We start from the raw sequence: 25,943 nt of genomic DNA on the forward strand, positions 1-25,943 counted from the left end.
GATTCGGTTTCAGCTACAACGCAAATCCAAAATCAAACGCGGAAGTGGCTAACCATCTGCTGTAACTGACCACCCAACCGCGCCAGTTCAACACTCGACGCTGCCGTCTCATCACTCGCTGCGGCGGTCTGCTCGGACACGTCGCGCACGTTGATGATGCTGCGGCTGATCTCTTCCGCCACAGCACTTTGCTGTTCAGCCGCCGCAGCGATCTGCTGGTTCATCGACTGGATGTTCGACACCGTGCGGGTGATGTTTTCCAGCGACACACCGGCCTTGCGCGTCAGGGCGACGCTGCTGTCGGTCAGCGCGCGGCTGTTGTTCATCACTGCCGAAACCTGCTGGGTGCCGTTCTGCAGACCGGCGACCAGACCTTCGATTTCCTCGGTGGATTTCTGCGTACGCTGGGCCAAGCCACGCACCTCATCGGCGACCACGGCAAACCCACGCCCGGCTTCACCGGCACGCGCGGCTTCGATCGCAGCGTTGAGCGCGAGCAGGTTGGTCTGTTCGGCGACTGCCTTGATCACGTCCATGACGCTGCCGATCTTGTCGCTTTCCTGTTGCAGCACACTCATCGCTTCGGTCGAACGCACCACTTCGCTGGCCAGACGCTCGATCTGCGCGATGGCCTCATTCACAACCTTGTCGCCTTCACGGGCCTCACCATCCGCAGCAGCGGCAGCTTGCGACGCTTCCTCAGCATTGCGCGCAACTTCCTGCACGGTGGCAGTCATTTCGTGCATGGCGGTGGCGACCTGATCGGTCTCGACTTTCTGGCTATTCACACCAGCACTGGTCTGCTCGGTCACGGCCGAGAGCTCTTCGGCGGCGCTGGCAATCTGGGTCACGCCGTCGCGGATGCCGCTGATCAAATCACGCAGGGTCACGCCCATGCGCGCAATGCCTTGCTGCAACACGCCGAGTTCGTCGCGGCGGGTGACGGTGACATTCTGAGTCAGGTCGCCGCTGGCGATGCGCTCGACCACGGCCAGGGTTTCGCGCAACGGACGGGTGATCTGACGGGTGATGATTACTGCCGCAATCACGCCAACCAGCAGCGCCAGCAAGGTGCTGATCAACTGGAAGGTACGCGCCTGGGCGCTTTCGGCGTCACGGCGATCAAGCTGAATCTGGTACAGCTGCTCGCTCAGGGCGACGATGGTGGTGCCCTGATCGGTCATTTCCTTACGCGCCTGCACGGCATCGGTGTTGGCGTTCTTGTACGCCATCAACGCGCTGCGATAGCTGGTCAGCGCGGTTTCCAATTGGCGCAAGGCATCCTGCTGAGTCGCGGCAAATTGCGCGTTCAGCGGTTTGAGGCTGGCGATGGCTGCGTCGATCTGGCCGACGGCTTTCTGCTCGGTCTCGGCGTTGCTGGTCGCGGTGTAACCACGCACTTCATAACGCGCGAGGATGAACGCTTCCTTCGCCGCAGTAACAGCCTGGAACTGCTCGAAACGCTGATCGCTCAACTCCATCTGCTGCACGCGCTGGCTGATCGATTCGATCAGGTTGTACGCGGTCTGAGCGTTGACGCTCATGGTGTCGCGCGCACTGTTGCCGGTGCGATAGGCGTTGCGCATTTTGTTCAGCGAGGTCTGGTATTCAGCGATGGTCGCCGCCTGCTGCTTGAGCAGTTTGACGTTCTCCGGACTCTTGAATTTGCTGATCAGCGCCTGCTGCTGCGCGGCGAAACTCTCCAGGGTGGTCTGCACATTCTGCGCGGCGGTTTCATCGCCGTTGGTCAGCATGTACTGCAGGCGCACCACGCGCAGTTTGGTCAGGCCGGCGTTGAGCTGGGTGATATCGCTCATCCAGTTGCTGCGGTCGATCAGGCCGCCGAGGCTGGTCCAGCCGGTCAGCGCCAGAATGCAGGTCAGGGCCAGCACGAGGCCGAAGCCCAGGCCGAGTTTCATGTTCACGCTGATGTTACCGAACCAGCTATTCATGCAAATCCTCCAGAAACGTTGGGTTTCTTGGTCGTCAGTTAAGCTGGAAGATTGTTGTTCTTTTGAGCCAGCAGGGGTGTTAGCAGGTCTGTATCGGCCGCAAACCCGAGAGCTGAAAGGATTTTTGTCTGACAGGTTTCGCGCAACTCAACCGAGGCGCCGCGACCACCGCTGATCCGGCGCCTCGAACCCCGGATTGACCAGCGCCGTCAGCACATGATCCTGCCAACGCCCGGCAATGTTGAGATACGCCTTCGCATACCCCTCACGCTCAAAACCCAAACGCTCAAGCAAACGCGCACTGCGCTCATTGCCCGGAATGTAATTGGCCATGATCCGATGCAGATTCTGCACATCGAACATATAACCAATCCCCGCCTCCAGCCCCTCCTGCATCAAACCCTGCCCCTGATGCGCCTCATCGATGTGATAACCCAAATAACACGCCTGAAACGCCCCACGAATGATCCCGCTGAAATTGCACGCACCGATCATCTGCTGACCGTCCGCGGACAGCAGCGCGAAATGCATCGCCAGGCCTGCCTCGAAGGCACTGGCCTGGATCTCGAGTCGACGGCGGATGTTGGCGGTGGAGAAGTAATCGGTGGTGCGGATGGGCGACCAGCGCGCCAGGTGCCGCTGGTTGCGTTGGTAGAACGCGCTTTCGAGCTCGGCCTGATCGGGGGAGAGGATCGCCAGCGTCAGGCGCGGGCAGGGCAGGGATAACAGCGGCATCGAGCGCTCCTTGGCGAGGGATCTGCGGGCAGAGTCGCGCAGTATGGTGGGGAGCGGCAAGATATGGAGAAGCCGAGGCGAAAAAAAGCCCGCTAGGAGCGCGGGCGAACCGTAGTTTCTTGAATGAGCGGGGGGATTTTATGGGATTGGTCGGGTGGGCGTGGTGAAGAAAAGTTCATCTCGCTTCTGCCGACCGGGTTGATGTCCCGACAGTCGATCTTTAGCGCACGATGTAAATATCAGCGCCCATACAGCACCGTATTCATCAACGCATTGATCTGATTTGGCATCGTGTGGATGAACCAGTTGAAAGCAAGACCCGAGGTAAGCAGATACGCGAGAACCAGCAGGATAGGCATGAAGATGATGTTTTTGCGCAGATTGGCGTACTTGCGGTTTTTTCTGGAAAGCCATGGTTCCTGAGTGCCGTTGTTATTGGCATGTGCACCCGCAACGATGAAGTAGGTTGAAAAAAACATCATCCGAATGCTGGTATAGATAAACAGCATTACGCCTGTCAGGTGCAGCAGGAACCAGTGCATGTCTAGCAGGACGAAATATTTCTTTATTCCCGTCAGGCCCTGCTCATTGATGATCTGCTGGATGTATTGAAAGTTTTGCGGCGCCAGAGTGGGCGTAAAAGCTTCATCAGTGAGGTAGGTGGCTGCCACGCAGAAGGCCATGGAAAAAATCAGCGAAACCACCCATTTGCTGCCCGCGAAGAAGCCCCGGTAAAGGCTATGCAAGGTTCCGCCGGCCCACAGGGAAATGGTGAATAGTGTGATTCAGGAAAGCAGGTTGAGTATCTCTGCGCGGAAAAACACATAAATCAGTCCGGCAATCAGCATCATCATGCAGATGACTGGAGTCATATCTTGGCTTGTGCTGGCTGGATTTACTCCCGGTGGATTTACCACCGTGTTGAAGGTCAGGTTTACAGAATGGCCCGGCTGATTGGCGGATTGTGGAGAATCGCCTTTCAGTACCCGATCCAGAATGGCTCCCAGAATCAGGCCGAGGATGGTGAAGAACGCCGATATGTAGATATCGACTTCCTTGGATTGGATTGTTTCGATGAAGCTCATGTTTCATTGCCTTCCTTGTGCAGGTTGAGTATTTCCGCGTGCGAACCGGGTTTCTCTGCGAGGCGTCCAGCCAGCCGCGGAATGGTAAGGGGATGGGTGTGGTTTGGCTATCACACAAGCGCACTCGTCTTACAGCCAAACTGGTTTCGTTAAATTGGAGAATGAGCCGAAGCGCTGCCGCCCCAGCGTCCTTTTAGTACAACGTCGAACATTCACAGCCACCGGCAGGCTTGAGAATGTGAAGGAAATGGGTGGCCATTCGACTAACCCCAGATGCGACAAAGCCCGCACTGGGCGGGCTTTGTTGTTGAGAGTTGGTGGGCCGGGGTCAACTGAACACGGCTTGCAAGTGCCTATATTCATTGGGTAAGGCCAGTGCGTAAGTTATTTGGGATACAGATTGGGATACACGCTCCAGTACCCTGCAACGTTCACTGACCACTCATTCGCACGCTGGGGCTATTTTCTAACCCTGTCATAGTAGTCATCGCCGATTACTGGAGCAGCCGGCGCCTCCGACTTCATCAAGCTGACAGCATGTTCGCAATCGACGAGATTTTTGTAGCCCTCAGAGCTGACCGCGATGGTTTTACCGTTCTTTGCGGTGAACCTCCAACGCCATTCAGAAGCATTGTCCACGTAGATATAGAAATACGATACGCCACTCATAGTCGTAAACCCTCTGTCTGTGCAGGCAGTGCTAACCGTCGCGATCAGCACTATTCATTAGCGTCCGCGCATGTGCCCACAGCAAAAGGGACTGGCTCAGCAGCTCGACTTCGACACTACTTCTTCCCGGAGTGACTGTCTATGCAGCCTTCGAAGTCATTGGTCCTATCCTTTCCCCGATGAAATCCGCTGGGGACCCTGGGAGCTCTGCGTTCACACGGGGTCGGAAACCCGCGGGACTTCGTTAGTGGAAGGTTTTCAAAGTTACTGAAATTTCAGTCATTGAAATCGAAAGAATTCTGCTGAAAAGAGGCCATCGTTACCGCATTGGTAACGATGGCCTTTTGTGTTGATGATTATGGACACCTTGGGCCGTCAACCGAGTCAACCTGTCAACCAATGTAGAAAAATCAGCCACTACCAAGGTCGCGCGGGTTTTGTGCCCCGTGTCAGTCAGAAGTGCTCAGGGTCCCCGGCGACTCTGACCAGCTTGTGCAATTGCACTGGTGAACTGTCTGTTCACCCGGTTCACCTGTTCACTAAGCTGGGCACCTGTCCGCTAACAAAGTCCGGCGGGTTTCCGACCCCGTGTTTCAACGAAAGCCTCAGGGGCCCCCGGCAGACCGCGGGTGAAGCTCCTGAAGTTCGCTGGAGGGATTGGTGCTACCGGGGAGCGGGGATCGTATCTGATGAAAATGCGGTGTAACTTGTGTAACCGGTGTAACGGTAAGCTATAAGCTATTGAATTTATTGTGTTTTATTAGAGTTACACCGATCTGAGACGCCGATTTTCAAGCGTGTAACTGAGTCATGTCGTGTAACAGTTTCAGATGAAGGCGGGGCGCTCCAACTGGTTGACCGCCCGTTAGTAATGGTTAGCCATCGGTAATCATCTGGCATCAGGGCGTCAGTTGCGCCAGCAATTTGCAGGCAGTCGAAAATGACTGCTTTCGGCCAAAAGCCGACGTCCAGGAACGAGTGAATCCGGCAAAATTCAGTCATTCAAAAAGCATCAAGATAAATCAGGGAGAGAGGTAGCCATCCCTTGGTAGTACTTGTGTGCTTTTTTTTGCACTATTTGTAACTAAGACAGTACGAATAATATTCGTTAATTACAGAAAGAGCGCTAAGATCAAAGCCTTAAATTTATTACACTTTAACGAGCGTGGTTTAAGTTGAGCGTTCTACGGGTAAGTTGGTCTACGAAAAAGTTACTCTATACGTGGCTGGGTTGTTAAATATATTATTGCTGTTATCGGTTGGCGGTTAAAAAGTTGTTTTAAAATTCGATAGATCTTGTAAATTTATTTCATAAGTTATAAAATCTGGCGATCAGAAATGGGGGGCAAAATGCCAACAATCACCTGGGCCGGTAAAGAAAAGGTCGAAAATCACCATCACGAAGTACCTTTTCGTACATTAAAAAAGCAGAAGAGCTTTAGGGCTAAAACGTCTAATAGCGAAGATAATCGCATAATTCATGGTGATAATCTTGAAGCGTTAAAAAGCCTTCTTCCAGAATTCGATGGTGCAATTGACTGCATTTACATTGATCCACCTTATAATACGGGTAATGAGAAGTGGGTTTACAATGACAATGTCAATGATCCACGCCTCCTGAAGTGGCTTGATAAAGTGGTTGGCAAAGAAGGCGAAGATTTGAGCCGTCACGACAAGTGGCTTTGCATGATGTATCCACGTTTGAAATTATTGCATCGCCTTTTGAATAAAAATGGCGTCATACTCATTAGCATCGATGAAAACGAGTATCACAGCTTGAAGTTGGTGATGGATGAGATCTTTGGTAGGTCGTGCTACTTAGGAACCATCGCATGGAAAACTAGGAACGTAGACAATAGGGTAAAAACTAGATTGTCGATCGATCACGAACAAGTGCTTGTTTATGGGAAACGGAGCACTGCGGCAGTCAACGGTCGAGTGATTGATCGCTCAGATTTTAAAAACCCTGACGGCGATCCCCGCGGTGTGTACACCACAGACCCGCTGACTGGTAAGGCTACCGCGGAAGATCGCGAGAACCTTCACTACACTATTGTCAATGAATTGACCGGGGATGTTTATGAGCCAGATCCATCAAGAGGCTGGATTACTGATCGTGCCGGCTATGAAGCTCTTCTAGCAGATAACCGCATCACGTGGCCTGCAAAAAATCCGCGCAAAAAACGGTTCCTGTGGGAAACAAGCGAACGCATGCCCCTCTCAACATTTTGGCCAGATATTAAGGGTCAATCAGGTGCAGATGAACTGGACAAGATCATGGGAAGCCGTAAGTTTCCGTTTCCAAAGTCCATTGAATTTATGACTAGAATATTGGATATCGCCTGTGGCAAGGATGCACTAATTCTTGACTCATTTGCGGGATCAGGAACCACTGGTCACGCGGCCCTTCAGCTAAATGCGAACGATGGTGGGAACCGTCGATTCATTTTGATCGAAACCATGCCTTACGCCGAAGAGCTCACTGTAGAGCGAATCGAGCGAGTCATGAACGGATACAATGACGGTGAGCAAGATGTTCTAGGTCTAGGAGGTTCTTTCGACTTTTACACAACTAGTGAGCCTCTTTTTGAAAATGAACTGCTGAATGAAAAAGTTGGGATTGACACAATCAGAAGTTACATTGCGTACAGCGAAGGCATAAAGCCAGAGGAGCGGCAGTCAATAGACAATCCATACACTCCTTATCTTCTAGGTTTGAATGAAGAAATGGCCTGGGTCTTTAATTACGAAGCTGGCCGGATTACAAGTCTTGATAGTGAGTTTCTGTCTACCTTAAAGTTTGAAAACAATAAGCCTAAATCCGCTATTGTATATGCTGATCGTTGCCTCCTTTCAAAGGAGCTTATGGAAAAAATAGGCATAAAGTTCAAGAAAATTCCCCGTGATATTTCTAGATTTTAAGGTGAAGCATATGGAACTCAAAGATTATCAGCAGAAAGTCATAGATGACCTCGAGCGTTATCTAAAATTTGTTCTGTCAACGGATAGCTTGAAAGATGCTTTTGTTGACTACTGGGCTGAAAATGGCGTTTTGCTTGAGCGGGGAAAAAAAGCTTACAAAGACACGAAAATTCCTGGTGTGCCGAATATTTGCGCAAAAGTTCCGACAGCGGGCGGCAAAACCTTTATCGGCGTTAATGCTATAAAGACTATTTTTGATGCAACGCACTATGCGGTTCCAAATCATCCAAAGCTTGTAGTTTGGCTGGTTCCATCACGGCCTATTTTGGAACAAACAATCAATGCATTTTCAGATCCAGAACATCCCTATCGGAAACGTCTGGAGCTCCACTTTCGTCGACGCGTAAATGTCATTTCTCGTGAAAGCATGCAGATTGGCGCCAGTTTTTCGCCTGATTCTGTAAAGGAAGAACTGACTCTAGTTGTTATGACATATGCAAGTCTCCGCTCAAAGAGCAAAGACGGGCGCAATATTTTCAAAGACAACGGTTACCTCGAAAAATTTACAAAAGCAGAAGGCTACGGTGAAGATATCTCATTTCTTGATGAGACTGATCCGTCAGCACTTATCAATGTTATAAGAACATTACGACCTGTTGTAATTGTGGATGAAAGCCATAACGCAGAGTCTGCGTTGTCCATGGAAATGCTAAAAAGCCTCAATCCAAGCTTCGTATTGGATCTCACAGCTACGCCAAAAGAACATAGCAATGTCATTAGTTACATCAGTGCAAAATCGCTTAAAGATAATAATATGGTCAAGCTGCCAGTCATTGTGGCTAACCGTTCCAGTACTGAAGAAGTGATTGAAAGCGCTATCATTTTACGCCGTAAACTTGAAGAGATTTCTATAGAAGCCGAGAGTCATGGTGGAAGATATATTCGCCCTATAGTGCTTTTTCAAGCACAGCCGAACTCAGACGAAGAAAGCATCACCTTCGCAAAAATCAAAAAAAATCTAGTTGACGTCGGTATTCCTGAGGATCAGATCAAGATCAGAACGTCAGGTATTGACGAGCTGTCTGGCCTCGATTTAATGAGTCGGGACTGCACCGTTCGCTATATCTTGACAGTCAATGCATTAAAAGAAGGCTGGGACTGTCCGTTTGCTTACATTCTTGCTTCCCTAGCAAGTAAATCATCGTCTGTTGATGTAGAGCAAGTTCTCGGTCGTGTTCTGCGGATGCCTTACATTCATAGGCATCAAAACCCGCTATTAAATGACTCATACGTTTTCACTTCTAGCAGTAATTTTTCTTCCACGCTTAATGATATCGTAAAGGCTCTGAATTCCTCTGGGTTCTCTGATCGCGATTACCGTGCAATTGATGTTTATGACTTGCCTGTTGTGTCGCAAGATCCGGCTTTCCAGCTAGAGCTTACAAATAAAGGCAATTACTTAGAGCAACAAGAGTATCCAAAAGTAGGAGGAGGGGGCTCTGGCGCATTCGATATTAAGTCAGTGTCTGATGCAGTTAATAATTCTGACAGCGAAGATAGCATTGACAGCTTCATCGAAAAAGCTAAAACGCAAACGGAGGACTTCGAGACGCGGCTAAAGTCTGATCATAATGATCAGCTGCCTAAAGAATTAGAAGGAAAGATGAATCAGTTCAATATTAAAGAAATCTTCGCGGCAGAAATTAAAAATCTTAAGATACCTCAGTTCGTTAAGGAAGCAGTCGAGGGAGGCTGGTTTGACGAGCCTCTTCATGCTTTCGAAAAAAACGAGCTCTTGAAGAACTTTAAATTATCAACATGTGATTCGAAAATAAATTTTGACGATGTTGATTCCGATATATACCGCTTAGATCTCGAAGAGTATGGTGTTGACAATTATGCTCTTAAGCCTTTTAGACTCACTAGTGCTAGTCGCAAGCGCTTTAACGAAATAATTCTTAAAGGTAGTTCCGAAAGTCAGAAGCGCGATCTTTCTCACCGTATCACTACGATGATTGGGAACATGTTTCCCATAACTGATGAAGAGGTCGCTACTTACGTTAAAAGAATTGTTGATGGATTCTCTAGCGAGCAAATCCAAGACTGTCTTGATCGTGACGTTTCGTATGTACGCAAGATCAAAGAGAAAATTGCAATTCTCGCTGCTACGCACTCAAAGAAAGAGTTTGACCATCTGCTGCAGATCGAAGCTGTTCGTACCGAGCCATGGTTCGTGTTCCCGAATACAATATCGCCCAGTAGTCAAGCTCCTAGCCTCCCAAGGTCTCTCTACACCGAGGAAGCTGGAATAGGTCTTTTTGAACGTGGCGTGATTGAAAAAATTGCGAACCTAAGCAACGTAAGATGGTGGCACCGTAACCTGTCTCGCGGTAAAGGATTTCGTATTAACGGATTTATCAATCACTACCCAGATTTCATCATCATGACGGAACACGGAACGCTAATTCTTGTTGAAGCAAAAGGCGCAGACAGAGATAACTCGAACTCAGTACATAAATTAGAGCTTGGCCAGGCTTGGGCAAAAGAAGCAGGCAAAGGCTATCGCTATCTGATGATTTTTGATGCAAATGAAATACCTGGTGCATACGTCACCGCTGATGCAGTCGGAATTATTTCGCAGCTTTGAATAAAAAAACGAAAAGAGTCAGTAGGTTACTGACTCTTTTAGACTCAAGCTAAATTTTTTAGATGTTTAGCTAATCAGGCATTGGCTTCCCAGCGCAGGGAGAGCAGGGGCAGGAAGTCCCCGTCGATAAAGGATTTGGCGTCTTCGTAGGCGTCGATCTGCTGGCCTTCATCGACGACCACAAATCCAAATTTTTCGCAGTGGAGAGCGAGAATGCACCAGGTGCCGTCGGCCCATCTGAGGATGCTGACCACACGCCCCTTTTTTTCTTCTCGGCTGCGAAAGCGTTCAAACCGCTGCATGGTTTGGGATGAAAAACCGATTTGGCGCAACACTGAAAACGGATGCATCAGCGCTTTGCTGGCGATCTTGAAATTCATGCGGCCACCTCGTTTCGGGCCGCGATGCGCGCACGGTTCCAATTCAAAACCTCGGCCAAAACCCATGCCACGGGCGCGCCGCGTGCGTTGCTGTTGGTGAGTTTTACAGGCACTGGAAACCCGCTTTCAGACTGATTCATGAGCTTGTAGACGGTTGCACGGCCGATGCCTTTGAAGGCCATGACTTGGTTGATGCGGATCAACGTGGCGTGGGGATCGAAACGGTCTAAGTCCCAGTCAGAAACGTTGGCTTGAGATTGTGGCGAGTTGGCGCTGTTACGTCGGTCAGTGTTCGACGTGGCGGATGCAGAGCGCTCTACAATTTTCTTGATTGGATAGGAAGCGGTCACTCGGTTTGTTCTCCAGCCGTGGCAGCGGTGGAGCAAACCCGACTTTCAAGCCAGGCCGCGACGTCTCCGGAGCGATAGCGCACCCGTGATCCGGTTTTGACGTAGGGGAGTGAATGAGTACGTGAGCTGCGCCATGCAGCGAGCGTTCGACTGGACAAGCCTAGAGCGTTCCCTACCTGATCGGTAGTGAGAAGCTCTGTAGCAGGCTGGATGGTTGCAAATGGGGTTGCGGCGTTGTGGATAGTCATAGCGGGTTACCTGTCGTAGTTCTTACAGGCCCCAGCTACGTAAACTAATAATTGATTTTTAAAAGCTTTATTTTTCGTCTACTTCGAAGCAGTGTTTCGTTTAGTGGCAAGTAAAGTCAGCATGTTCGCGACAAAGTTTTCATTTTTTGCCGGGCCGTCCCACCATGTCCTACTGGTTTTCTATACAGTGGAAAAAATGAAAAGCGAAACGCGTTTTTCACAATTTTTTACACAAACGGTACTTTATTACGGAGTTTTTGACTCTCTCTCTGCAGTTTCTCAATTTCTGAAATTCAGCCCCCCGCCCCATGTTTTCTGTCGTTACCAGCGAGCGACATTCAAGTCTCAGCCACATGTGGCCACCAGTGAAGTGGTGCTATCCGGCGTTACACGGTTAGTCATGGTTACACCGGGTGTACGCGATCCCGTTCAAACGTGTAACCACTGGAAGAACCAATGAATTCGGGCGTTTGGCGGAGGTCGTTACACGGGTTACACGCGTTACACTAATTTTGGACGGGGTTGTGGATGCCTGCTCATACCACCTCGCCGAAATCTCCGTGAGCGACACTTCCAGCAGCTAAGTGATCTAGGTAATCGGCGTACCACTGCATCATGGTCGTGCGCTGTTTTAAGTACACAGCTTGGTTGTAAACACCCGCAACCCCATCCTTCATATGAGAAAGCTGGGCTTCAATATGGTTTTCATCAAAGCCGTGCTCGTTAAGGATCGTACTCGCAATGTGTCGGAATCCATGGCCAGTTTGACGACCTTCATAGCCCAAGCGACGTAATGCCATTAAGAAGACAGTATTAGAGTGTGCTTTGGTTGTATCGCTACGGCCAGGGAAAAGAAGCTGATAGTTGCCAGTCAAAACATACAGGTCCCTCAGCAGAGTTACTGCTTGGTGAGGTAGTGGCACCAGGTGTTCTCGACGCCGTTTCATTCGCTCTGCTGGGATCGTCCAAACAGCTTTTTTTAGATCAAACTCCGACCATCGTGCTTCGCGAATTTCAGAAGGACGGCAGGCCAGCATGGAGAGCAAGTGAAGCCCAATACGGATATCGATAGCGCTTGGATAAGCACGGATTGCTCGGAGGACAGGAGGCAATTCTTCTGAAGATACATGAGCGTAGTTTTCTGCTGGCTTCGTCTGCAGAAATTTGTGCAAGCCTTCCAGCGGGTTGTGTGTTGCCCGCCCGGTTACCCTCGCGAGGTCGTAAATCTCACGACACATTCCTCTTACGCGGCTGGTCTGCTCAATGATTCCTTTCCGCTCCATTGAGCGAAGAAAGTCCATCCATTCCATTGGAAGAATTTCGCGGTACGAGCGAGTTCCGAAAACCGGGAAGACATGCAGCTCCAGTGCGCCGATGGTTCGGACTGCTGTTCCTGCGGTCCAGCCTTTACGTTTCGACGCATACCATTCCCGAGCGGTTTTTCGAAGGTATTACTGGCGCTTTCCAACGCAGCGGCTTTTCGGGCCCGCATTGTTGCCAATGGGTTGCTCCCATCAGCAGTGCTTGCCCGCATGTCAGCTGCTTTCTGTCGCGCAGCAGATCCAGAGACCATTGGATAACTGCCCAACCCTATCCATGACCACTTCCCGTCAGCTTTCTTGTAGCGAAGCTGCCAAGACTTCTTCCCGTCCGGCCGGACACGGAGGTACACGTTGTTCCCATCGTGCTCGCGGTACTCCTTGGAGTCAGCTTCCAGGCTCGCTATGACTGTGTCAGCGAGAGGGCGCCGTTTGATTTCAGTCCTTTTCATTTCCTTGTACCCATCAGTTTCAATCTGTATCCGAGGTACACGAAAGGATACAGCGCGCATTGGGATAGGGGTAGACAAGGACGGATAGCCAGAAACAAGAAAGCCCGCACAGGGCGGGCTTCTTGGGGTGTTTCGAAGACTGTCTGAGACAGGTCTAGATTGCTATTTGGTGGAGCCGGGGGGATTTGAACCCCCGTCCGCCAGTACTCCGCTGTCGGTACTACATGCGTAGCCGTGTCTATTAAGTTAACCCTCAGCGACCCGACGGGCAGGGTGCTTTGGGCGAGTTGTGTAAGTTTTAGCCGCTTCGTCCACAACGTACTGCACGGCGATTCTGTTCTATATGACAATCATTTCGGGTTTACAGACATCCCCTGATGATTGCTGGACCCGAAGGTACCAGGAGCATTGTCAGCTGCAATTAAGCAGCGAGAGCAACACCGTATTGGTCGTCATTGGCAACTATAAGTAGTTGCAACAGTGGATTTACGACTTCTGTTACCAAGTCGGCATGCACCTAGAGTTTCGCAACCGGCGTCGAATCCTAAACGGCCCCGAACTCATTGCCCGGTGAATCTGATCGGGCAACAAGCGTGCACAGTGTACGTCAATCTGCCGACGAGGCCAACCCGCAGGTTGGCCCGTCAGCATGGATCAGTTGTTGGTGCCGGTGGCTTTGCGCAGTTCCACGATGGTTTGCGAGGTTTCCGCAACGCAGTCGTCGATTTTGCCTTCGGCTTTGAGCGCGTGGGCCCTGCTTACGCTGGCTTCGGCGCGCTGGCTCAACTCCGGATTCGACGACAACTGCCCTTTGGCGTTGTTGATCGTCTGGATGTTGGCATCACACAGATCGGCAGGCTTGTCTGCGGCGAACGAAGTGGACGCCATCATCGAGGCAGTAACGAACAGACCTAACAGTACAGAACGCTTCATGTGTATCTCCTTGAACTGAGGGATCCAGGCTTCGCTGACCGCTGGGCGAGCCACCGAATGGAGGAAAAGCCCCGATTTGTCGGGGCCTGTTCTGTGGATTGCCGCTTCGCTCAAGAGTTCTATTTTTCTTCAGACGACTTTTGCCTGCGTCACCCGATCCACCAGATAAACCAGCCCGTGGTAGTCGATTCCACCGTGCTGGGTCAGGCCGATTTCGCAGGTGCGGCTGGTGGAAATCCCCTCGCTGCAGTGCTGCACGGCGTCCTTGAGCGTACGCAGCGAATGGCTGTTCAGCTCCGGTGTGGTGAAGCCTTTGTCGCCGGCAAATCCGCAGCAATGTATGCCTTCGGGAATCACCACGGTGTTGCTGCATTTGCGCGCCAGATCGATCAGCGCCTGGCTTTCGCCCAAGTGTTGAGTGCTGCAGGTCACGTGCACGGCAATTGGCGCTTGCTGGGGTGTGAAGTCCAGACGATCCAGCAGATGCGTACGGATGAAGCGCACCGGATCGTACAGATCCAGTCGCGTTTCGCCGATGTCCTGAACCAGCCGCAGCGTACATGGGCTGGTGTCGCAGTAGATTGGATCGAGGCCGCCGCGACTGGCGTGGAGTAGGGCGCTGATCAGCTCTTGGCGCTTGCGCTCAGCCTGTTCGGCGTAGCCTTTGGAGGCGAACGGCTGGCCGCAGCAGAGGTTGTCCTGGTTGTCGGGAAAGACTACCTGGTAACCGGCTTTTTCCAGCAGGCCACGGGTTTTGTCGTACAGCGACATCTGTTCTTTGTCACCCGCCGCCGGGCCCATGACCCGCGAGACGCAAGCAGCCAGATAAACCACGCGCGGGCGCTCGTCCGAAACGCTCGGACTGAAGCGAATGGCTTTTTCCGGTTGTGGCATGGCGTTGGTCCATAGCGGGACCTGGCCTTTGGACAAGCGCGTAAGCGTTGCCGACAGCTTCGCCAGACGCGGTGCCCCGAGCATCATCCGCGCGCCGTTGGCGACGTGCAGGGTGAAGCGAGCGCCTTGCAGGGTTTTGGCGAAATTTCCTTCAATCCAGTCAGCGGTTTTCTGGTGCGTGGCGTGTCGGCCGCGGAGTTTTTTCACCAGCTCGCCGGTGTTGATGCCTACAGGGCAGCGTTGCGCACACAGACCGGTCGCGGCGCAGGTGTCTATGCCTTGGTAGTCGTAGGCTTTTTCCAGTTCGCTGGTGTCGACGCCGGCACGTTTTTTCGCCTGGATATCGCGCCAGATGACGATGCGCTGGCGCGGGCTCAGGGTCAGGCCTTTCGATGGGCAGACCGGTTCGCAAAAGCCGCACTCGATGCACTTATCCACAATCTCGTCCGCCGCCGGCAGTGGTTTCAGGTGCTTGAGGTGGATCTGCGGATCCTCGCTGAGCACCACGTCCGGATTGAGAATGCCGTTCGGGTCGAGCAGGCGTTTGAGCTGCCACATCAGTTGATAGGCGTCGCTGCCCCATTCCAGTTCGACGAACGGCGCCATGTTGCGGCCGGTGCCGTGTTCGGCCTTCAGCGAGCCGCCGAATTCCACCGCGACCAGTTGCGCGACGTCGTCCATGAACGCTTGGTAGCGTGCGATTTCTTTCGGGCTGTTGAAGCCCTGGGTGAAGACGAAGTGCAGATTGCCTTCCAGTGCGTGTCCGAAAAGGATCGCTTCGTCGTAGGCATGTTTGTCGAACAGCTCAATCAGGCGATTGACGCCGATCGCCAGTTGTTCGACCGGGAAGGTCACGTCTTCGATGATCACTGTGGTGCCGGTTTTACGCACGGCGCCGACGGCGGGGAAGGTGTCTTTGCGGATGGCCCAGAGTCGCGCGTTTTCCACCGGGTCTTCGGTGAAATCGACCTGCTTCTCCACGGGGAAATCGCGCAGCGACGCCATGATTTGCGCCAGTTGTTCCTGCAGCAATGTCGACGAGGCGGCGCGGGATTCGATCAGCAGCGCGCAGGCATTTTCCGACAGCCGCTGTACGAAAGCGGGCATGCCTTTTTTGTCCTGCACGGAACGCAGACTACGTCGGTCGAGCAGTTCCACTGCGGATACCGGTTGGCTTTTCAGCACGGTGACCGCGTTGCAGCAAGTCTCGACATCAGGGAAGACGATGAGCGCCGAGGCCTTGTTCGGGTGATCGACAACGGTGTCGTAAGTCACCGCGCTGATAAAGCCAAGGGTGCCCTCGGAGCCGACCAGCAGGTGGCTCAAGATATCCACAGGCTCGTCGAAATCCACCAGGGCATTCAGCGACAGACCGGTGGTATTTTTCAGACGGTATTTGTGGCGAATTCTCGCGGCCAGTTCGGCATTGGCGCGGGTCTCGCGACCTAAAGTCGCCAAGCGTTCGAGCAGTTCGCCGTGGCTTGAGCGAAATGCCGCGACGCTGACGGGGTCTTCGGTTTCGAGGCGTGTGCCGTCGGCCAGCACCAGACGAATCCCGGCCAAGGTGTGATAGGTGTTTTGCGCGGTACCGCAGCACATGCCGCTGGCGTTGTTGGCGACGATGCCGCCGATCTTGCAGGCATTGATCGACGCCGGATCCGGGCCGATCTTGCGCCCGAACGGTGCCAGCCAGGCGTTGGCCTGCGCGCCGATCACTCCTGGTTGCAGGCGGATCTGCGTGCCCTGGCCGCGAATCTCGCGGGCGTTCCAGTTATCCCCAAGCACGATCAGCACGGAATCGCTGATCGCCTGCCCGGACAGGCTGGTGCCGGCGGCGCGGAAGGTCACCGGCACCTTGTCGCGCTGGGCCAGTTGCAGCAGCGCCACGACTTCGTCTTCAGACTCGACGCGGATCACCAGTTTCGGGATCAGTCGATAGAAACTGGCGTCGGTACCAAAGGCCAGGGTCGACAGCGGATCGTCGAAGCGCCGGTCTGCTGGAATCAGTCGCTCGGCATCACGCAGGAAAGCAGCAGGAAGACTCATTGATCCTCCAGAATCAGCACGACCAGATCTTTCGGGCCATGCGCGCCATAGGCGAGGACCTGTTCAATATCGGCGGTTTTCGACGGGCCGGAGACCAGCAGCGCGTTGGTCGGCATGCCTTGCGCCCATTCGAATTCCTCTTGCACTTGATAGAAGTTGTCGCGGATTTCGCTGGCCTTGAGCAGGGCGAAATGCACCGGCGGCACCAGGCTCATCAAGCGTGGCTCTTCACGGGTTGGCCAAATGATCAGGCTGCCGGTCGCGGCGATCGCACCGAGGGTGCCGGTAAGGCTGGCCGGGGTGTCGTTGAACAGCTCGGCTTTCCACTCTTCCATCGGCCGGTCGTAGGATTTCAGTGCTGGCAGCTCGGGATTGTTCGCCCAGTGCTGTGTGATGCGTTGCCCGTGCGGTGTAGTCGGAGCGATCAGCAGGCTCGGCAACTGGCGGTCGCGCAGCAGTTGCGCCAGTAATGCCGGCCACTCGGCGCCCGAGGTCAGGTGGATTTCGGTGTGCACCGCTTCCATCAGTTTGCGCAGTTGCGGGATGCGTTGCTCGGCGCTGTAGGTGTAGGGCTGGGTGACCAGATCGACGTCAAAGGTGTCGGCGATCGGCGTGGTGCCGGTCAGACTTTTCCGCAGCTTGCCGAGGATATTTTGCTTGGCGCTCATCGACGCTCTCCCTGTTTGCCCAGATGCTCGCGGGCCATGTCATGCAACGAACGCGCGGCGGGTTTTGGTGCGCTGTGATTTTGCGTCCACGGGCCGACTTTGCTGGGTGTCAGCCCGCGCAGCCGCGTGGCGAAAAAAGCAAAGATTCGGTACAGCGTCGGCGAGCTGTTGAGCTTCGCCCAAGCGTTCCAGATAAAACGCTCCTTGCGCGAATATTTGCTGCCCTGGCCGCGCATCACCTGATTCGGCGCGTCCGGGGCTTTGACGTTTTCTTCGCGCAGACGGCGCAGGATCGCCGGGATTGGGATCTTTACCGGGCAGACTTCACCGCAGGCGCCGCACAGTGAAGACGCGCTCGGGTGGTCCGGAACCTTGGCCAGGCCGACCATGTGTGGGGTGATGATTTTGCCGATCGGCCCGGGGTAGACCTCGCCATAGGTGTGGCCGCCGACGCGGGTGTACACCGGGCAATGATTCATGCAGGCGCCGCAGCGGATGCAGTTCAGGGTCTGGCGTAATTCACTGTCGGCGAAGGCCTGGCTGCGACCGTTGTCGAGCAGCACCAGATGCACTTCCTGCGGGCCGTCGAGTTCATGTTTCTTGCGCGGGCCGGAGATCATGTTGACGTAGGTGGTGATCGGAATGCCCAGCGCCGAGCGCGTCAGCAGTGACAGCAGCGGCACCACGTCGCGCAGGTTTTCCACGACTTTTTCGATGCCGGTGACGGCGATATGCACCGGCGGCACGGTGGTGGTCATGCGCCCGTTGCCTTCGTTTTCCACCAGCAGCAGGGTGCCGGTTTCGGCCACGGCGAAGTTGACGCCGGAGACGCCGATGTCGGCTTCGAAGAATTTCTGCCGCAGGACCCTGCGACCGATCTGAATGAGTTGGTCAACGTCCTTGGTGTATTCCACGCCAAGTTTGTCGTGGAACAAGGACGCGACCTGACCGGCATTCTTGTGGATCGCCGGCATAATGATGTGTGAAGGCTTCTCGTGGTCGAGCTGGACGATGTACTCCCCCATGTCGGACTCCAGACATTCAATGTCCCGAGCCTCGAGGAAATGGTTCATCTCCATCTCTTCGCTGACCATCGATTTGCCCTTGATCACTTGCCGCGCCTCGTGAGCGCGGATGATCGATAAGACGATGCCATTGGCTTCGTCCACCGTTTCCGCCCAGTGCACTGTCACACCGTTGCGGGTCAGGTTCTGTTCCAGTTGCTCGAGCAGGTCGGGCAACCTGGACAGCGCGCGGGCCTTGATCGAATTGCCCAGTGCGCGCAAGTGTTCTCTTTCGTGGGCATCGCTGAAAGCCGCTGCCCGCTTGGTCATCAGTGAGTCCATGGCAGTGCGGAAGTTGTTCCGCAGCTGCTGATCACCCAAGGCGTTGTGTGCCCGGGTGCGGAAATCTTCTTCTACGGCGACCGTAGGAATAATCGCTGAGGTGCTCATTGCGCACCTCCGGTTCGTTGCCAGAGGAAGCTCGCCAGATGTTGCCCGCGCAGCGCTTCCTGCTGTTTCTCCAGCGCGCCGTTGATATTCATCAAACAGCCACAGTCGGCACTCAGTACCTTGTGTGCGCCGGACTCCTTCAGTGCGCGGGTCTTGTCAGCCACCATCGCCCCGGAAATGTCTGGCATACGGACGCTGAATGTCCCACCGAAGCCACAGCATTCGCTTTCGTGGTCGTGATTGACCCGTTCCACATTGCTCAACTGCGCCAACAACTCGCGGCCGTGCAGGTGGGTGTTCATTTCGCGGCGTGCCGAACACGACGTGTGCAGCGCGACTTTGACCGGTTCGCCGCTGTCCTTGAGCTGCACCTTGCAGACGAACAGCAGAAACTCGGCCAGTTCATAGGTGCGTGCTGCGAGAGCCTGCACCTGTTTCAACGTTTCCGGCTCGTCCCTGAACAAGTCGGCGTAATGCTCGCGCAGCATGCCGGCGCAGGAACCCGACGGCACCACCACCGGATAATCCCCGGAAAACAGTGCCAGTTGCGAGCGCGCTACCGTGCGCGCCTGCTCGGTGTAACCCGAGGTGTAGGCTGGTTGGCCGCAGCAACTCTGCCCTTGCGGATACTCGACCCGGATCCCTTCACGCTCCAGCAGATGGATCGCGTCCATCCCGGCTTCGGGGTAGAACAGGTCGACCACACACGTGCCGAACAGATAGACCCGCGACGGTTTTTCGCTGGGGTATTGCCGAGGTTCGGGCAGTGGCGGTGCCACGCGGGTCGCGTTCGGCACAGCGTTGTAGAAAAGCTCGCTCATCAGGCGTGTCTCCGGGTGGGCCCGGTTATCCGTCTGCTGCGGCTGCCGAATATAAAGCGCATTGCTTTCAGCAGCCTTACAGACCCGGTGGTGAATTGCTGACGCCGGATCGCGGGCCGGCGTCGGTTATTTCCGTCTTTCTTGTAGGCGTCTTGTAGGTTTTAGTGCACCAGCATGCCGGTGAACCAGTAGGCCTGAGCCAAGGTGATCAAACCGACAATCGTTGCAAAGAATAGGCTGTGCTTGAGCGTGAAGCGGAAGAGATCGGATTCCTTGCCGACCAGACCGGTAGCGGCACACGCCACGGCGATCGATTGTGGCGAGATCATCTTGCCGGTCACGCCGCCGCTGGTATTGGCCGCCACCAGCAAGGTGTCGTTGACGCCGATCTGGTGGGCGGTGGTCGCTTGCAACGAACTGAACAGCGCATTCGACGAAGTATCCGAGCCGGTGAGGAACACGCCCAGCCAACCGAGGAACGGCGAGAAGAACGGGAACGCCGCGCCGGTACCGGCCAGCACCAGGGCCATGGTCGAAGACATGCCGGAGTAGTTGGTGACAAAGGCGAACGCCAGCACCATGCCGATCGACAGGATCGGCCAGCGCAGTTCGTAGAAAGTCTCTTTCAAAGTGGTCAGACCAGTTTTGAAATCAATCTTCAGCACCAGCATCGAAATCAGCGCGGAGAAGAAAATCGCCGTGCCGGTGGCGGAAATCGGGTCGAGTTTGAACACCGCAGGAATGGCGGTCGGGTTGGCCACGATCGGTGCAGTCTTGATCACCAGTTGATCAAGGTGCGGAATCGCAAAGTTGAACACCCAGCTGTACATCGAACCGCCCGCAGCGAACATTGCTTTGAAAGGCTTCAACGTCCAGATGGTCACCAGTACGGTGAGGATCAGGAACGGCGACCAGGCTTTGAAAATTTCCCCGAGGCTGTAGGGCGAAGCCACGGTGGTGCGCTTCTGGCCGAAACCGCCGACGCTGGCGCTGACCACCGAAGCCGACACGGCGCCGACGATGTGCTGGCCGGCGGCGCGGCGTGGTTGCCAGACCTTGAGGAACAGGGTCAGGGAAATCAGGCTGGCCAGCGCCGAGGTGATGTCCGGCAGTTCCGGGCCGATGAAGTTGGAGGTGAAGTATTGGGTGATGGCGAAACTCAGACCTGCCACCAGCGCGGCCGGCCAGGTTTCGCGCACACCGCGCAGGCCGTCCATCATGAACACCAGCCAGAACGGCACGAACAGCGACAGCAGTGGCAGCTGGCGACCGGTCATGGCGCCGATCTTGAAGGCGTCGATGCCAGTGACCTGGCCCGCAACGATGATCGGAATCCCCAGCGCGCCGAACGCGACTGGAGCGGTGTTAGCGATCAGGCACAGGCCGGCGGCGTACAGCGGATTGAAGCCCAGTCCTACAAGGAGTGCGGCAGTAATCGCGACCGGCGCGCCGAATCCGGCGGCACCTTCCAGAAATGCGCCGAAGCAGAAACCGATCAGCAACACCTGCAAGCGCTGGTCATCGGTGATCGACAGAACCGAGCTGCGGATCACCTCGAACTGACCGCTCTTCACCGTCAGCTTGTAGAGGAACACTGCCGCGACAATGATCCAGGCAATCGGCCACAGGCCGTAAGCGAAACCATAACCGGCGGCGGCGAACGCCATGTCCACCGGCATCTGGAAGGCGAAAATCGCCACGGCAATCGAAAGCGCAAGGGTGATGCTGCCGGCCACATGGCCTTTGAGGCGGAACACCGCCAGGGCGAGAAAGAAGAACACGATGGGAATGACGGCCGCGAGTGCGGAAACGCCGAGACTGCCGAGCGGGCTGTAGAGCTGTTGCCAGGTTTGCATAGTGGGGTGGCCCCTAATTGTTGTTGGTCAGGCACTGTCAGCGTATTTGGATAATTGGTAAGACCAATTTACAAGCGCTGTTGGCTAGGGTAAAAGCCTTGGCGTAGGTGTGTCAATTTGCCGCCCTGAAACTTTCGTCGAAGATACGGTGCAGGGGGCAACTGATCCGCGTTGGCGAAGTAGCCTCTGGCAGGTGTCGGCGGCGCGCGGATAGGCCAGAATAGACAGCCCGGCGAGCGGTCGGGATCGTGGAGAAATGAGTTATGGGCTTTGATCAGATACGTCAGCGCCGTTTGTCTGACGATATTGTCGAGCGCCTCGAAGGGATGATCCTTGAGGGCACGCTGAAGTCAGGCGAGCGGCTGCCGGCCGAGCGCACCCTGGCCGAACAATTTGGCGTATCACGCCCGTCGTTGCGCGAGGCGATTCAGAAGCTCGCGGCCAAAGGCTTGCTGGTCAGCCGCCAGGGCGGCGGCAATTATGTGGTGGAGGGGCTTGGTTCGACGTTCAGCGATCCACTGTTGCAATTGCTTGAGAGCAATCCTGAAGCGCAGCGCGATTTGCTCGAGTTTCGCCACACCCTGGAGGCATCGTGTGCCTATTACGCCGCTTTGCGCGCCACCGATGTCGATCGTGAGCGCCTGACGGCCGCGTTCGAAGAGCTGCAGGATTGCTACTCGCGCCATGAAGAGGTCAGCCGCGCGGAAGAGGGCGCGGCGGATGCGAAATTTCATCTGGCGATTGCCGAGGCCAGCCACAACGCGGTGTTGCTGCATACCATTCGTGGTTTGTTCGATCTGCTCAAGCGCAACGTCGTGACCAACATTGGCGGCATGTACAAACAGCGCACGGAAACCCGCGACATGCTGATCTCGCAGCATCGCGAATTGTATCTGGCGATTATCGAAGGGCGTGCCGAGCAGGCGCGCGAGGTGTCCAGCCGACATATTCTGTATGTGCAGGAAGTGCTGGAAGAGGTGCGTCAGGAGGTGCAGCGCATGGCTCGGGCGGAGCGGCGCAAGGGCATGTGATTTTTCAAAGCAAAAGATCGCAGCCTGCGGCAGCTCCTACACAGAAATATGTATTTCCCTGTGGGAGCTGCCGCAGGCTGCGATCTTTGCTTTCAAGGGGGAAGATCAGTCTTCCTTGCCCTTGTTGCGCACTGCACGCTGCAGTTCACGACCGGCATCGCGCTCGCGCTCGGTGTCACGCTTGTCGTATTCCTTCTTGCCCTTGCCTAGAGCGATCTCGCACTTGACCATGTGCTTGCTCCAGTACCAGGACAGGCAGACGCAGGCGTAACCCTTTTGCTGCACGGCGGCGGCGAGCTTGTCCAGCTCGCGGCGGTTGAGCAGCAGTTTGCGTGTGCGCACCGGGTCGGCGATGACGTGGGTGCTTGCGGTCATCAGCGGCGTGATGTGGCTGCCGAGCAACCACGCTTCGCCATCCTTGAGCAGGACATAGCTGTCGACCAGCTGCAACTTGCTCGCCCGCAGACTTTTTACTTCCCAGCCGGCCAGGACCAGACCAGCCTCGAACTTGTGCTCGATGAAGTAATCGTGTCGCGCCTTTTTGTTCTGCGCGATGGTCCCTGTTGGGTGTTTCTTCTGTTTAGCCATAGGGGCGGCATTATATGGAGTTGTTCGGCTGTCGGCTACGGTGTTGCTGCGTGCTTGAGCAGGTTGAGTGAATCCCGGACAATGCGGCCTCTTTTTCTAACGCTTGGGCGTGATAAACGATGTCGACAGACAAGGTTTCTGTCCACGGCAGTTGGGCTAGCCGCTGGGTATTCATACTCGCCGCGACCGGTTCGGCCGTGGGACTGGGTAGTATCTGGAAGTTCCCCTACATGGTCGGGGTCTACGGTGGCGGGGCCTTCGTGCTGATGTTCCTGGCGTGCATCGCGCTCATCGGTGTCCCGGTCATGCTCGCGGAAACCCTGATCGGCCGGCGCGCCCGGCAGAGTCCGGCGAACGCCCTGAAGGTGCTGGCGCTGGAGGCGGGGCACTCGGCCAAATGGTCGTGGGGCGCGTTTGCGGGGATGATCACGGCCCTGCTGATTCTGTCTTTCTATAGTGTGGTCGGCGGCTGGTCGCTGGACTACATCGTCGACATGGGCCGGGGCGATTTCCAGGGCGCGACGGCCGATCAGGTCGGCGCCTATTTCGGCAATGTCATCTCCAATCCATGGCGCCTGACACTTTGGCACACGATTTTTATGCTGCTGTCGGCCTACGTGATCGCCAAAGGTGTGGTCGCCGGGCTTGAGCGCAGCTTGCGGATCATGATGCCGCTGCTGTTCGTGATGGTGTTGGTGTTGCTGGGCTACAGCATGACCACCGGGCATTTCATGGAAGGCGTGCATTTCATGTTCGACTTCCACCCGGAAAAGGTCCTCGACGGCCTGCTGCCAGCGATGGGCCACGCGTTCTTTTCGCTGAGCGTTGGCGTCGGCTCGATCATGATTTACGGCGCCTACATGCCGAAGAACACCTCGCTGTCGGGCACGGTGGTCGGTGTTGCGCTGCTGGATACTTTCGTATCGCTGGTGGCCGGCCTGGCGTTGTTTCCGATTGTGTTCGCCGCGGGCCTGAACCCGAGCGAAGGCCCGGGCCTGATGTTCGTCAGCCTGCCATTCGCTTTTGGTAACGTATTTCTCGGCCAGTTGATGGGCGTGGTGTTCTTTGTGCTGGTCGCGGTGGCGGCCTGGAGTTCGGCGATCTCCCTGCTCGAACCGATGGTGGCGTACCTTGTTGAGCGCACCAAAGTCAGCCGCGCGTGGGTGACTTTCTGGCTGGCGTTCACCTGCTGGTTTGTCGGTCTGGGCACGGTGTTTTCCTTCAATATCTGGAAGGAAGCCAAGTTTTTCGTGAACGAAGGCGGGGTGTTCAGCCTCTACCAATGGGGTGCGCAGAGCGGTCTCGACTTCTTCGGTGTGATCGATTTCTTCACCTCGCGGATCATGTTGCCCCTCGGTGGCTTGTGTTTCGTGCTGTTCGCGGGATGGGTGATGGGGCGTGAAGCGGTGCGGGATGAATTGTCTATCCGTAACCCGGTTCTGTTTGCCCTGTCCCTGTTCTTGATGCGCTACGTGGCGCCTATCGGCATTCTTGTAGTCTTTGCCGCTCAGCTCTGGAAGTAACGCTTACATGACGACACATATCCAACGATCCGCGCTTCTGCCGTATCCGGCGCAGTTTCTCTACGACCTGGTCAACGATGTCGCGCGGTACCCGGAGTTTCTGCCGTGGTGCTCGGAGGCCGAAGTGCTGGAAAGCTCCCCGGAACACATGCGCGCCAGTGTCGGCGTGGCCAAGGGCGGCCTCAGTCAGCATTTCGTCACGCGCAATACGCTGGTGCCGGGGCAGTCGATCGAGATGAATCTTGAAGAAGGCCCGTTCACTCAGTTGCACGGCATCTGGGTATTCAAGGCGCTGAACGAAAAGGCCTGCAAGATCAGTCTGGATCTGTCGTTCGATTACGCCGGGCCGCTGGTGCGCGCTACGTTGGGTCCACTGTTCAATCAGGCGGCCAATCAGCTGGTGGATGCTTTCTGCCAGCGCGCCAAGCAGATGCACGGTTGAGCCGGTGATCGACATAGAAGTTGTGTACGCGGCGGTTGATCGGCAGGTTCTGCGTACGATCAGCGTCGCTGAAGGCGTTAGCGTTAGGGCGGCGGTGCAGGAATCGGGCATCGCAGCCGAGTTTCCTGAGCTGAATCTGGCGGAATGTCCGCTGGGGATTTTTGGCAAAGTCGTGGCTGACGCGGATGCGCGTGCCGTTCAGGCCGGCGATCGCATCGAAATTTACCGGCCGCTGCTGGCTGATCCCAAAGAGGTTCGACGTTTGCGAGCCGCCAAGGCTGCCGAGGCAAAGGCTCGCAATTCTTGACCAAGCCAAACGGCAGGCAATAAAAAACCCGGAATCTCCGGGTTTTTTATTGCCTCGCGCATTACTGCGGCGAGGTGTCCAGCGGTTCTGGCGTCGGAACCGGTACGGTTTCCACACCATCGACGTCCTTCTGGATCTGATCCAGCAAAGAGCCTGGTTTGGCTGGCTTCTCAGCTTCTGGCTTCTCGGCGTTTTCAGCAGGCGCGGTAACGTTCGTGCCGCTGTCCTTGCCGAGAATGGCTTCGTCACGGCTCACGCCGGGCATGAAGTCACCCGACAGGCTGACAAGCTGGTCGTTGGAATTGAAGATAACGCTGATTCGTTCCTGCTGGCGTTCACCGCCACCCGGTTGCAGGCTGTACAGATAATCCCAGCGATCGGCATGGAACGTGTCGGCAAGCAGAGGGTTGCCCATGATAAACCGTACTTGCGGCCGGGTCATTCCCGGGCGTAACTGGTCTATCATGTCCTGCGTGACGACATTGCCCTGCTGGATGTCGATTTTGTAAACCCCGGGGAATGAACAACCGGCGAGTGCGAGCAGTCCCACAAAGGTGAAACTGGTTAGCAAGAGCTTGGTGTTTTGCATCGGTGGGCGACTTCCACTATCTTGGCTGGGAC

Annotated in this window: 22 protein-coding genes, 1 other RNA gene and 2 pseudogenes; 6 read left to right on the forward strand and 19 right to left on the reverse strand. The window is 55.1% G+C overall.

The window, feature by feature from the left end; translation table 11 throughout:
* Positions 1 to 32: 32 nt before the first annotated feature.
* The 6 genes and pseudogenes from AC0Z4S_RS08445 to AC0Z4S_RS08470 all read right to left on the reverse strand — a co-directional run bounded on the left by AC0Z4S_RS08445 (position 33) and on the right by AC0Z4S_RS08470 (position 4,441).
* A complete protein-coding gene (locus AC0Z4S_RS08445; protein ID WP_485622856.1) occupies positions 33 to 896 on the reverse strand; it encodes a methyl-accepting chemotaxis protein in 864 nt (287 codons plus the stop codon).
* Positions 891 to 1,952, reverse strand: a pseudogene (locus tag AC0Z4S_RS08450) (methyl-accepting chemotaxis protein); the annotation flags it as partial. The gene AC0Z4S_RS08445 and the pseudogene AC0Z4S_RS08450, both read right to left, overlap by 6 nt.
* Before the next feature lie 147 nt (positions 1,953 to 2,099).
* Entirely contained in the window at positions 2,100 to 2,687 is a 588-nt protein-coding gene (locus AC0Z4S_RS08455; protein ID WP_310050552.1) for a GNAT family N-acetyltransferase, read from the reverse strand.
* Between the two features lie 239 nt (positions 2,688 to 2,926).
* Complete coding sequence (locus AC0Z4S_RS08460; protein WP_485622670.1) at positions 2,927 to 3,433, reverse strand: hypothetical protein; 507 nt, start codon at positions 3,431 to 3,433, stop codon at positions 2,927 to 2,929.
* A gap of 39 nt (positions 3,434 to 3,472) precedes the next feature.
* On the reverse strand, positions 3,473 to 3,772 hold the full coding sequence (locus tag AC0Z4S_RS08465; protein WP_485622671.1) for a hypothetical protein: 300 nt from the start codon (positions 3,770 to 3,772) through the stop codon (positions 3,473 to 3,475).
* A 459-nt stretch (positions 3,773 to 4,231) separates the two neighbouring features.
* A complete protein-coding gene (locus AC0Z4S_RS08470; RefSeq protein WP_323151028.1) occupies positions 4,232 to 4,441 on the reverse strand; it encodes a YegP family protein in 210 nt (69 codons plus the stop codon).
* A 1,350-nt stretch (positions 4,442 to 5,791) separates the two neighbouring features.
* Here AC0Z4S_RS08470 and AC0Z4S_RS08475 point away from each other — a divergent pair.
* Together AC0Z4S_RS08475 and AC0Z4S_RS08480 are read left to right on the forward strand one after the other, a co-directional pair.
* The gene (locus AC0Z4S_RS08475) at positions 5,792 to 7,363 is read left to right on the forward strand and encodes a site-specific DNA-methyltransferase (protein ID WP_485622672.1); all 1,572 of its coding nucleotides are present in this window, start codon (positions 5,792 to 5,794) and stop codon (positions 7,361 to 7,363) included.
* Positions 7,364 to 7,373: 10 nt separating this feature from the next.
* Entirely contained in the window at positions 7,374 to 10,010 is a 2,637-nt protein-coding gene (locus AC0Z4S_RS08480) for a DEAD/DEAH box helicase (RefSeq protein ID WP_485622673.1), read from the forward strand.
* A 74-nt stretch (positions 10,011 to 10,084) separates the two neighbouring features.
* Here AC0Z4S_RS08480 and AC0Z4S_RS08485 read toward each other — a convergent pair whose 3' ends face one another.
* The 11 genes and pseudogenes from AC0Z4S_RS08485 to AC0Z4S_RS08535 form a co-directional block, all read right to left on the reverse strand.
* A complete protein-coding gene (locus tag AC0Z4S_RS08485; protein WP_485622674.1) occupies positions 10,085 to 10,390 on the reverse strand; it encodes a hypothetical protein in 306 nt (101 codons plus the stop codon).
* Positions 10,387 to 10,713, reverse strand: a complete 327-nt coding sequence (locus AC0Z4S_RS08490) for a helix-turn-helix transcriptional regulator (protein WP_485622857.1) — start codon at positions 10,711 to 10,713, stop codon at positions 10,387 to 10,389. Before AC0Z4S_RS08490 ends, AC0Z4S_RS08485 begins: the two co-directional genes overlap by 4 nt.
* Before the next feature lie 23 nt (positions 10,714 to 10,736).
* Positions 10,737 to 10,988: a helix-turn-helix domain-containing protein gene (locus AC0Z4S_RS08495; RefSeq protein WP_485622675.1), complete on the reverse strand. Its 252-nt coding sequence runs from the start codon at positions 10,986 to 10,988 to the stop codon at positions 10,737 to 10,739.
* 536 nt (positions 10,989 to 11,524) lie between these two features.
* Positions 11,525 to 12,759 (reverse strand): annotated as a pseudogene (locus AC0Z4S_RS08500) (tyrosine-type recombinase/integrase).
* A gap of 167 nt (positions 12,760 to 12,926) precedes the next feature.
* Positions 12,927 to 13,315, reverse strand: a transfer-messenger RNA (tmRNA) gene (gene ssrA, locus AC0Z4S_RS08505).
* A 98-nt stretch (positions 13,316 to 13,413) separates the two neighbouring features.
* Positions 13,414 to 13,692, reverse strand: coding sequence for a hypothetical protein (locus AC0Z4S_RS08510; RefSeq protein ID WP_485622676.1), 279 nt, complete (start codon positions 13,690 to 13,692; stop codon positions 13,414 to 13,416).
* 129 nt (positions 13,693 to 13,821) lie between these two features.
* Entirely contained in the window at positions 13,822 to 16,632 is a 2,811-nt protein-coding gene (locus AC0Z4S_RS08515; RefSeq protein ID WP_485622677.1) for an FAD-binding and (Fe-S)-binding domain-containing protein, read from the reverse strand.
* Positions 16,629 to 17,300 carry a LutC/YkgG family protein gene (locus AC0Z4S_RS08520; protein WP_472509840.1) on the reverse strand — a complete coding sequence of 224 codons (672 nt, stop codon included), beginning with the start codon at positions 17,298 to 17,300 and terminating at the stop codon, positions 16,629 to 16,631. The genes AC0Z4S_RS08515 and AC0Z4S_RS08520 overlap by 4 nt, the downstream gene beginning before the upstream one ends.
* Complete coding sequence (locus tag AC0Z4S_RS08525; protein ID WP_485622678.1) at positions 17,297 to 18,754, reverse strand: LutB/LldF family L-lactate oxidation iron-sulfur protein; 1,458 nt, start codon at positions 18,752 to 18,754, stop codon at positions 17,297 to 17,299. Before AC0Z4S_RS08525 ends, AC0Z4S_RS08520 begins: the two co-directional genes overlap by 4 nt.
* On the reverse strand, positions 18,751 to 19,575 hold the full coding sequence (locus AC0Z4S_RS08530) for a (Fe-S)-binding protein (protein ID WP_485622679.1): 825 nt from the start codon (positions 19,573 to 19,575) through the stop codon (positions 18,751 to 18,753). Before AC0Z4S_RS08530 ends, AC0Z4S_RS08525 begins: the two co-directional genes overlap by 4 nt.
* A gap of 161 nt (positions 19,576 to 19,736) precedes the next feature.
* Complete coding sequence (locus AC0Z4S_RS08535) at positions 19,737 to 21,431, reverse strand: lactate permease LctP family transporter (protein WP_064364505.1); 1,695 nt, start codon at positions 21,429 to 21,431, stop codon at positions 19,737 to 19,739.
* A gap of 263 nt (positions 21,432 to 21,694) precedes the next feature.
* Here AC0Z4S_RS08535 and AC0Z4S_RS08540 point away from each other — a divergent pair, with 263 nt between their 5' ends.
* Complete coding sequence (locus AC0Z4S_RS08540) at positions 21,695 to 22,462, forward strand: FCD domain-containing protein (protein WP_016771775.1); 768 nt, start codon at positions 21,695 to 21,697, stop codon at positions 22,460 to 22,462.
* A gap of 105 nt (positions 22,463 to 22,567) precedes the next feature.
* Here AC0Z4S_RS08540 and smpB read toward each other — a convergent pair whose 3' ends face one another.
* Entirely contained in the window at positions 22,568 to 23,050 is a 483-nt protein-coding gene (gene smpB, locus AC0Z4S_RS08545) for an SsrA-binding protein SmpB (protein ID WP_007953781.1), read from the reverse strand.
* Between the two features lie 119 nt (positions 23,051 to 23,169).
* On the opposite strand from smpB, the gene AC0Z4S_RS08550 reads away from it, so the two are divergent.
* Genes AC0Z4S_RS08550 through AC0Z4S_RS08560 form a run of 3 tightly spaced genes read left to right on the forward strand, consistent with a single transcriptional unit; the run spans position 23,170 to position 25,322 of the window.
* Entirely contained in the window at positions 23,170 to 24,573 is a 1,404-nt protein-coding gene (locus AC0Z4S_RS08550; RefSeq protein WP_253498904.1) for a sodium-dependent transporter, read from the forward strand.
* Between the two features lie 7 nt (positions 24,574 to 24,580).
* Positions 24,581 to 25,015 (forward strand): type II toxin-antitoxin system RatA family toxin, encoded by a 435-nt coding sequence (locus tag AC0Z4S_RS08555; protein ID WP_016771773.1) that lies wholly within the window; start codon positions 24,581 to 24,583, stop codon positions 25,013 to 25,015.
* The gene (locus tag AC0Z4S_RS08560; protein ID WP_485622680.1) at positions 24,978 to 25,322 is read left to right on the forward strand and encodes an RnfH family protein; all 345 of its coding nucleotides are present in this window, start codon (positions 24,978 to 24,980) and stop codon (positions 25,320 to 25,322) included. The genes AC0Z4S_RS08555 and AC0Z4S_RS08560 overlap by 38 nt, the downstream gene beginning before the upstream one ends.
* Before the next feature lie 61 nt (positions 25,323 to 25,383).
* Here the strand turns inward: AC0Z4S_RS08560 and AC0Z4S_RS08565 are convergent, their stop codons facing one another.
* Positions 25,384 to 25,911: an outer membrane protein assembly factor BamE gene (locus AC0Z4S_RS08565; protein WP_042608857.1), complete on the reverse strand. Its 528-nt coding sequence runs from the start codon at positions 25,909 to 25,911 to the stop codon at positions 25,384 to 25,386.
* Positions 25,912 to 25,943: the final 32 nt, after the last annotated feature.

Source organism: Pseudomonas sp. 1L-B-1-E-C1, assembly GCF_057291835.1.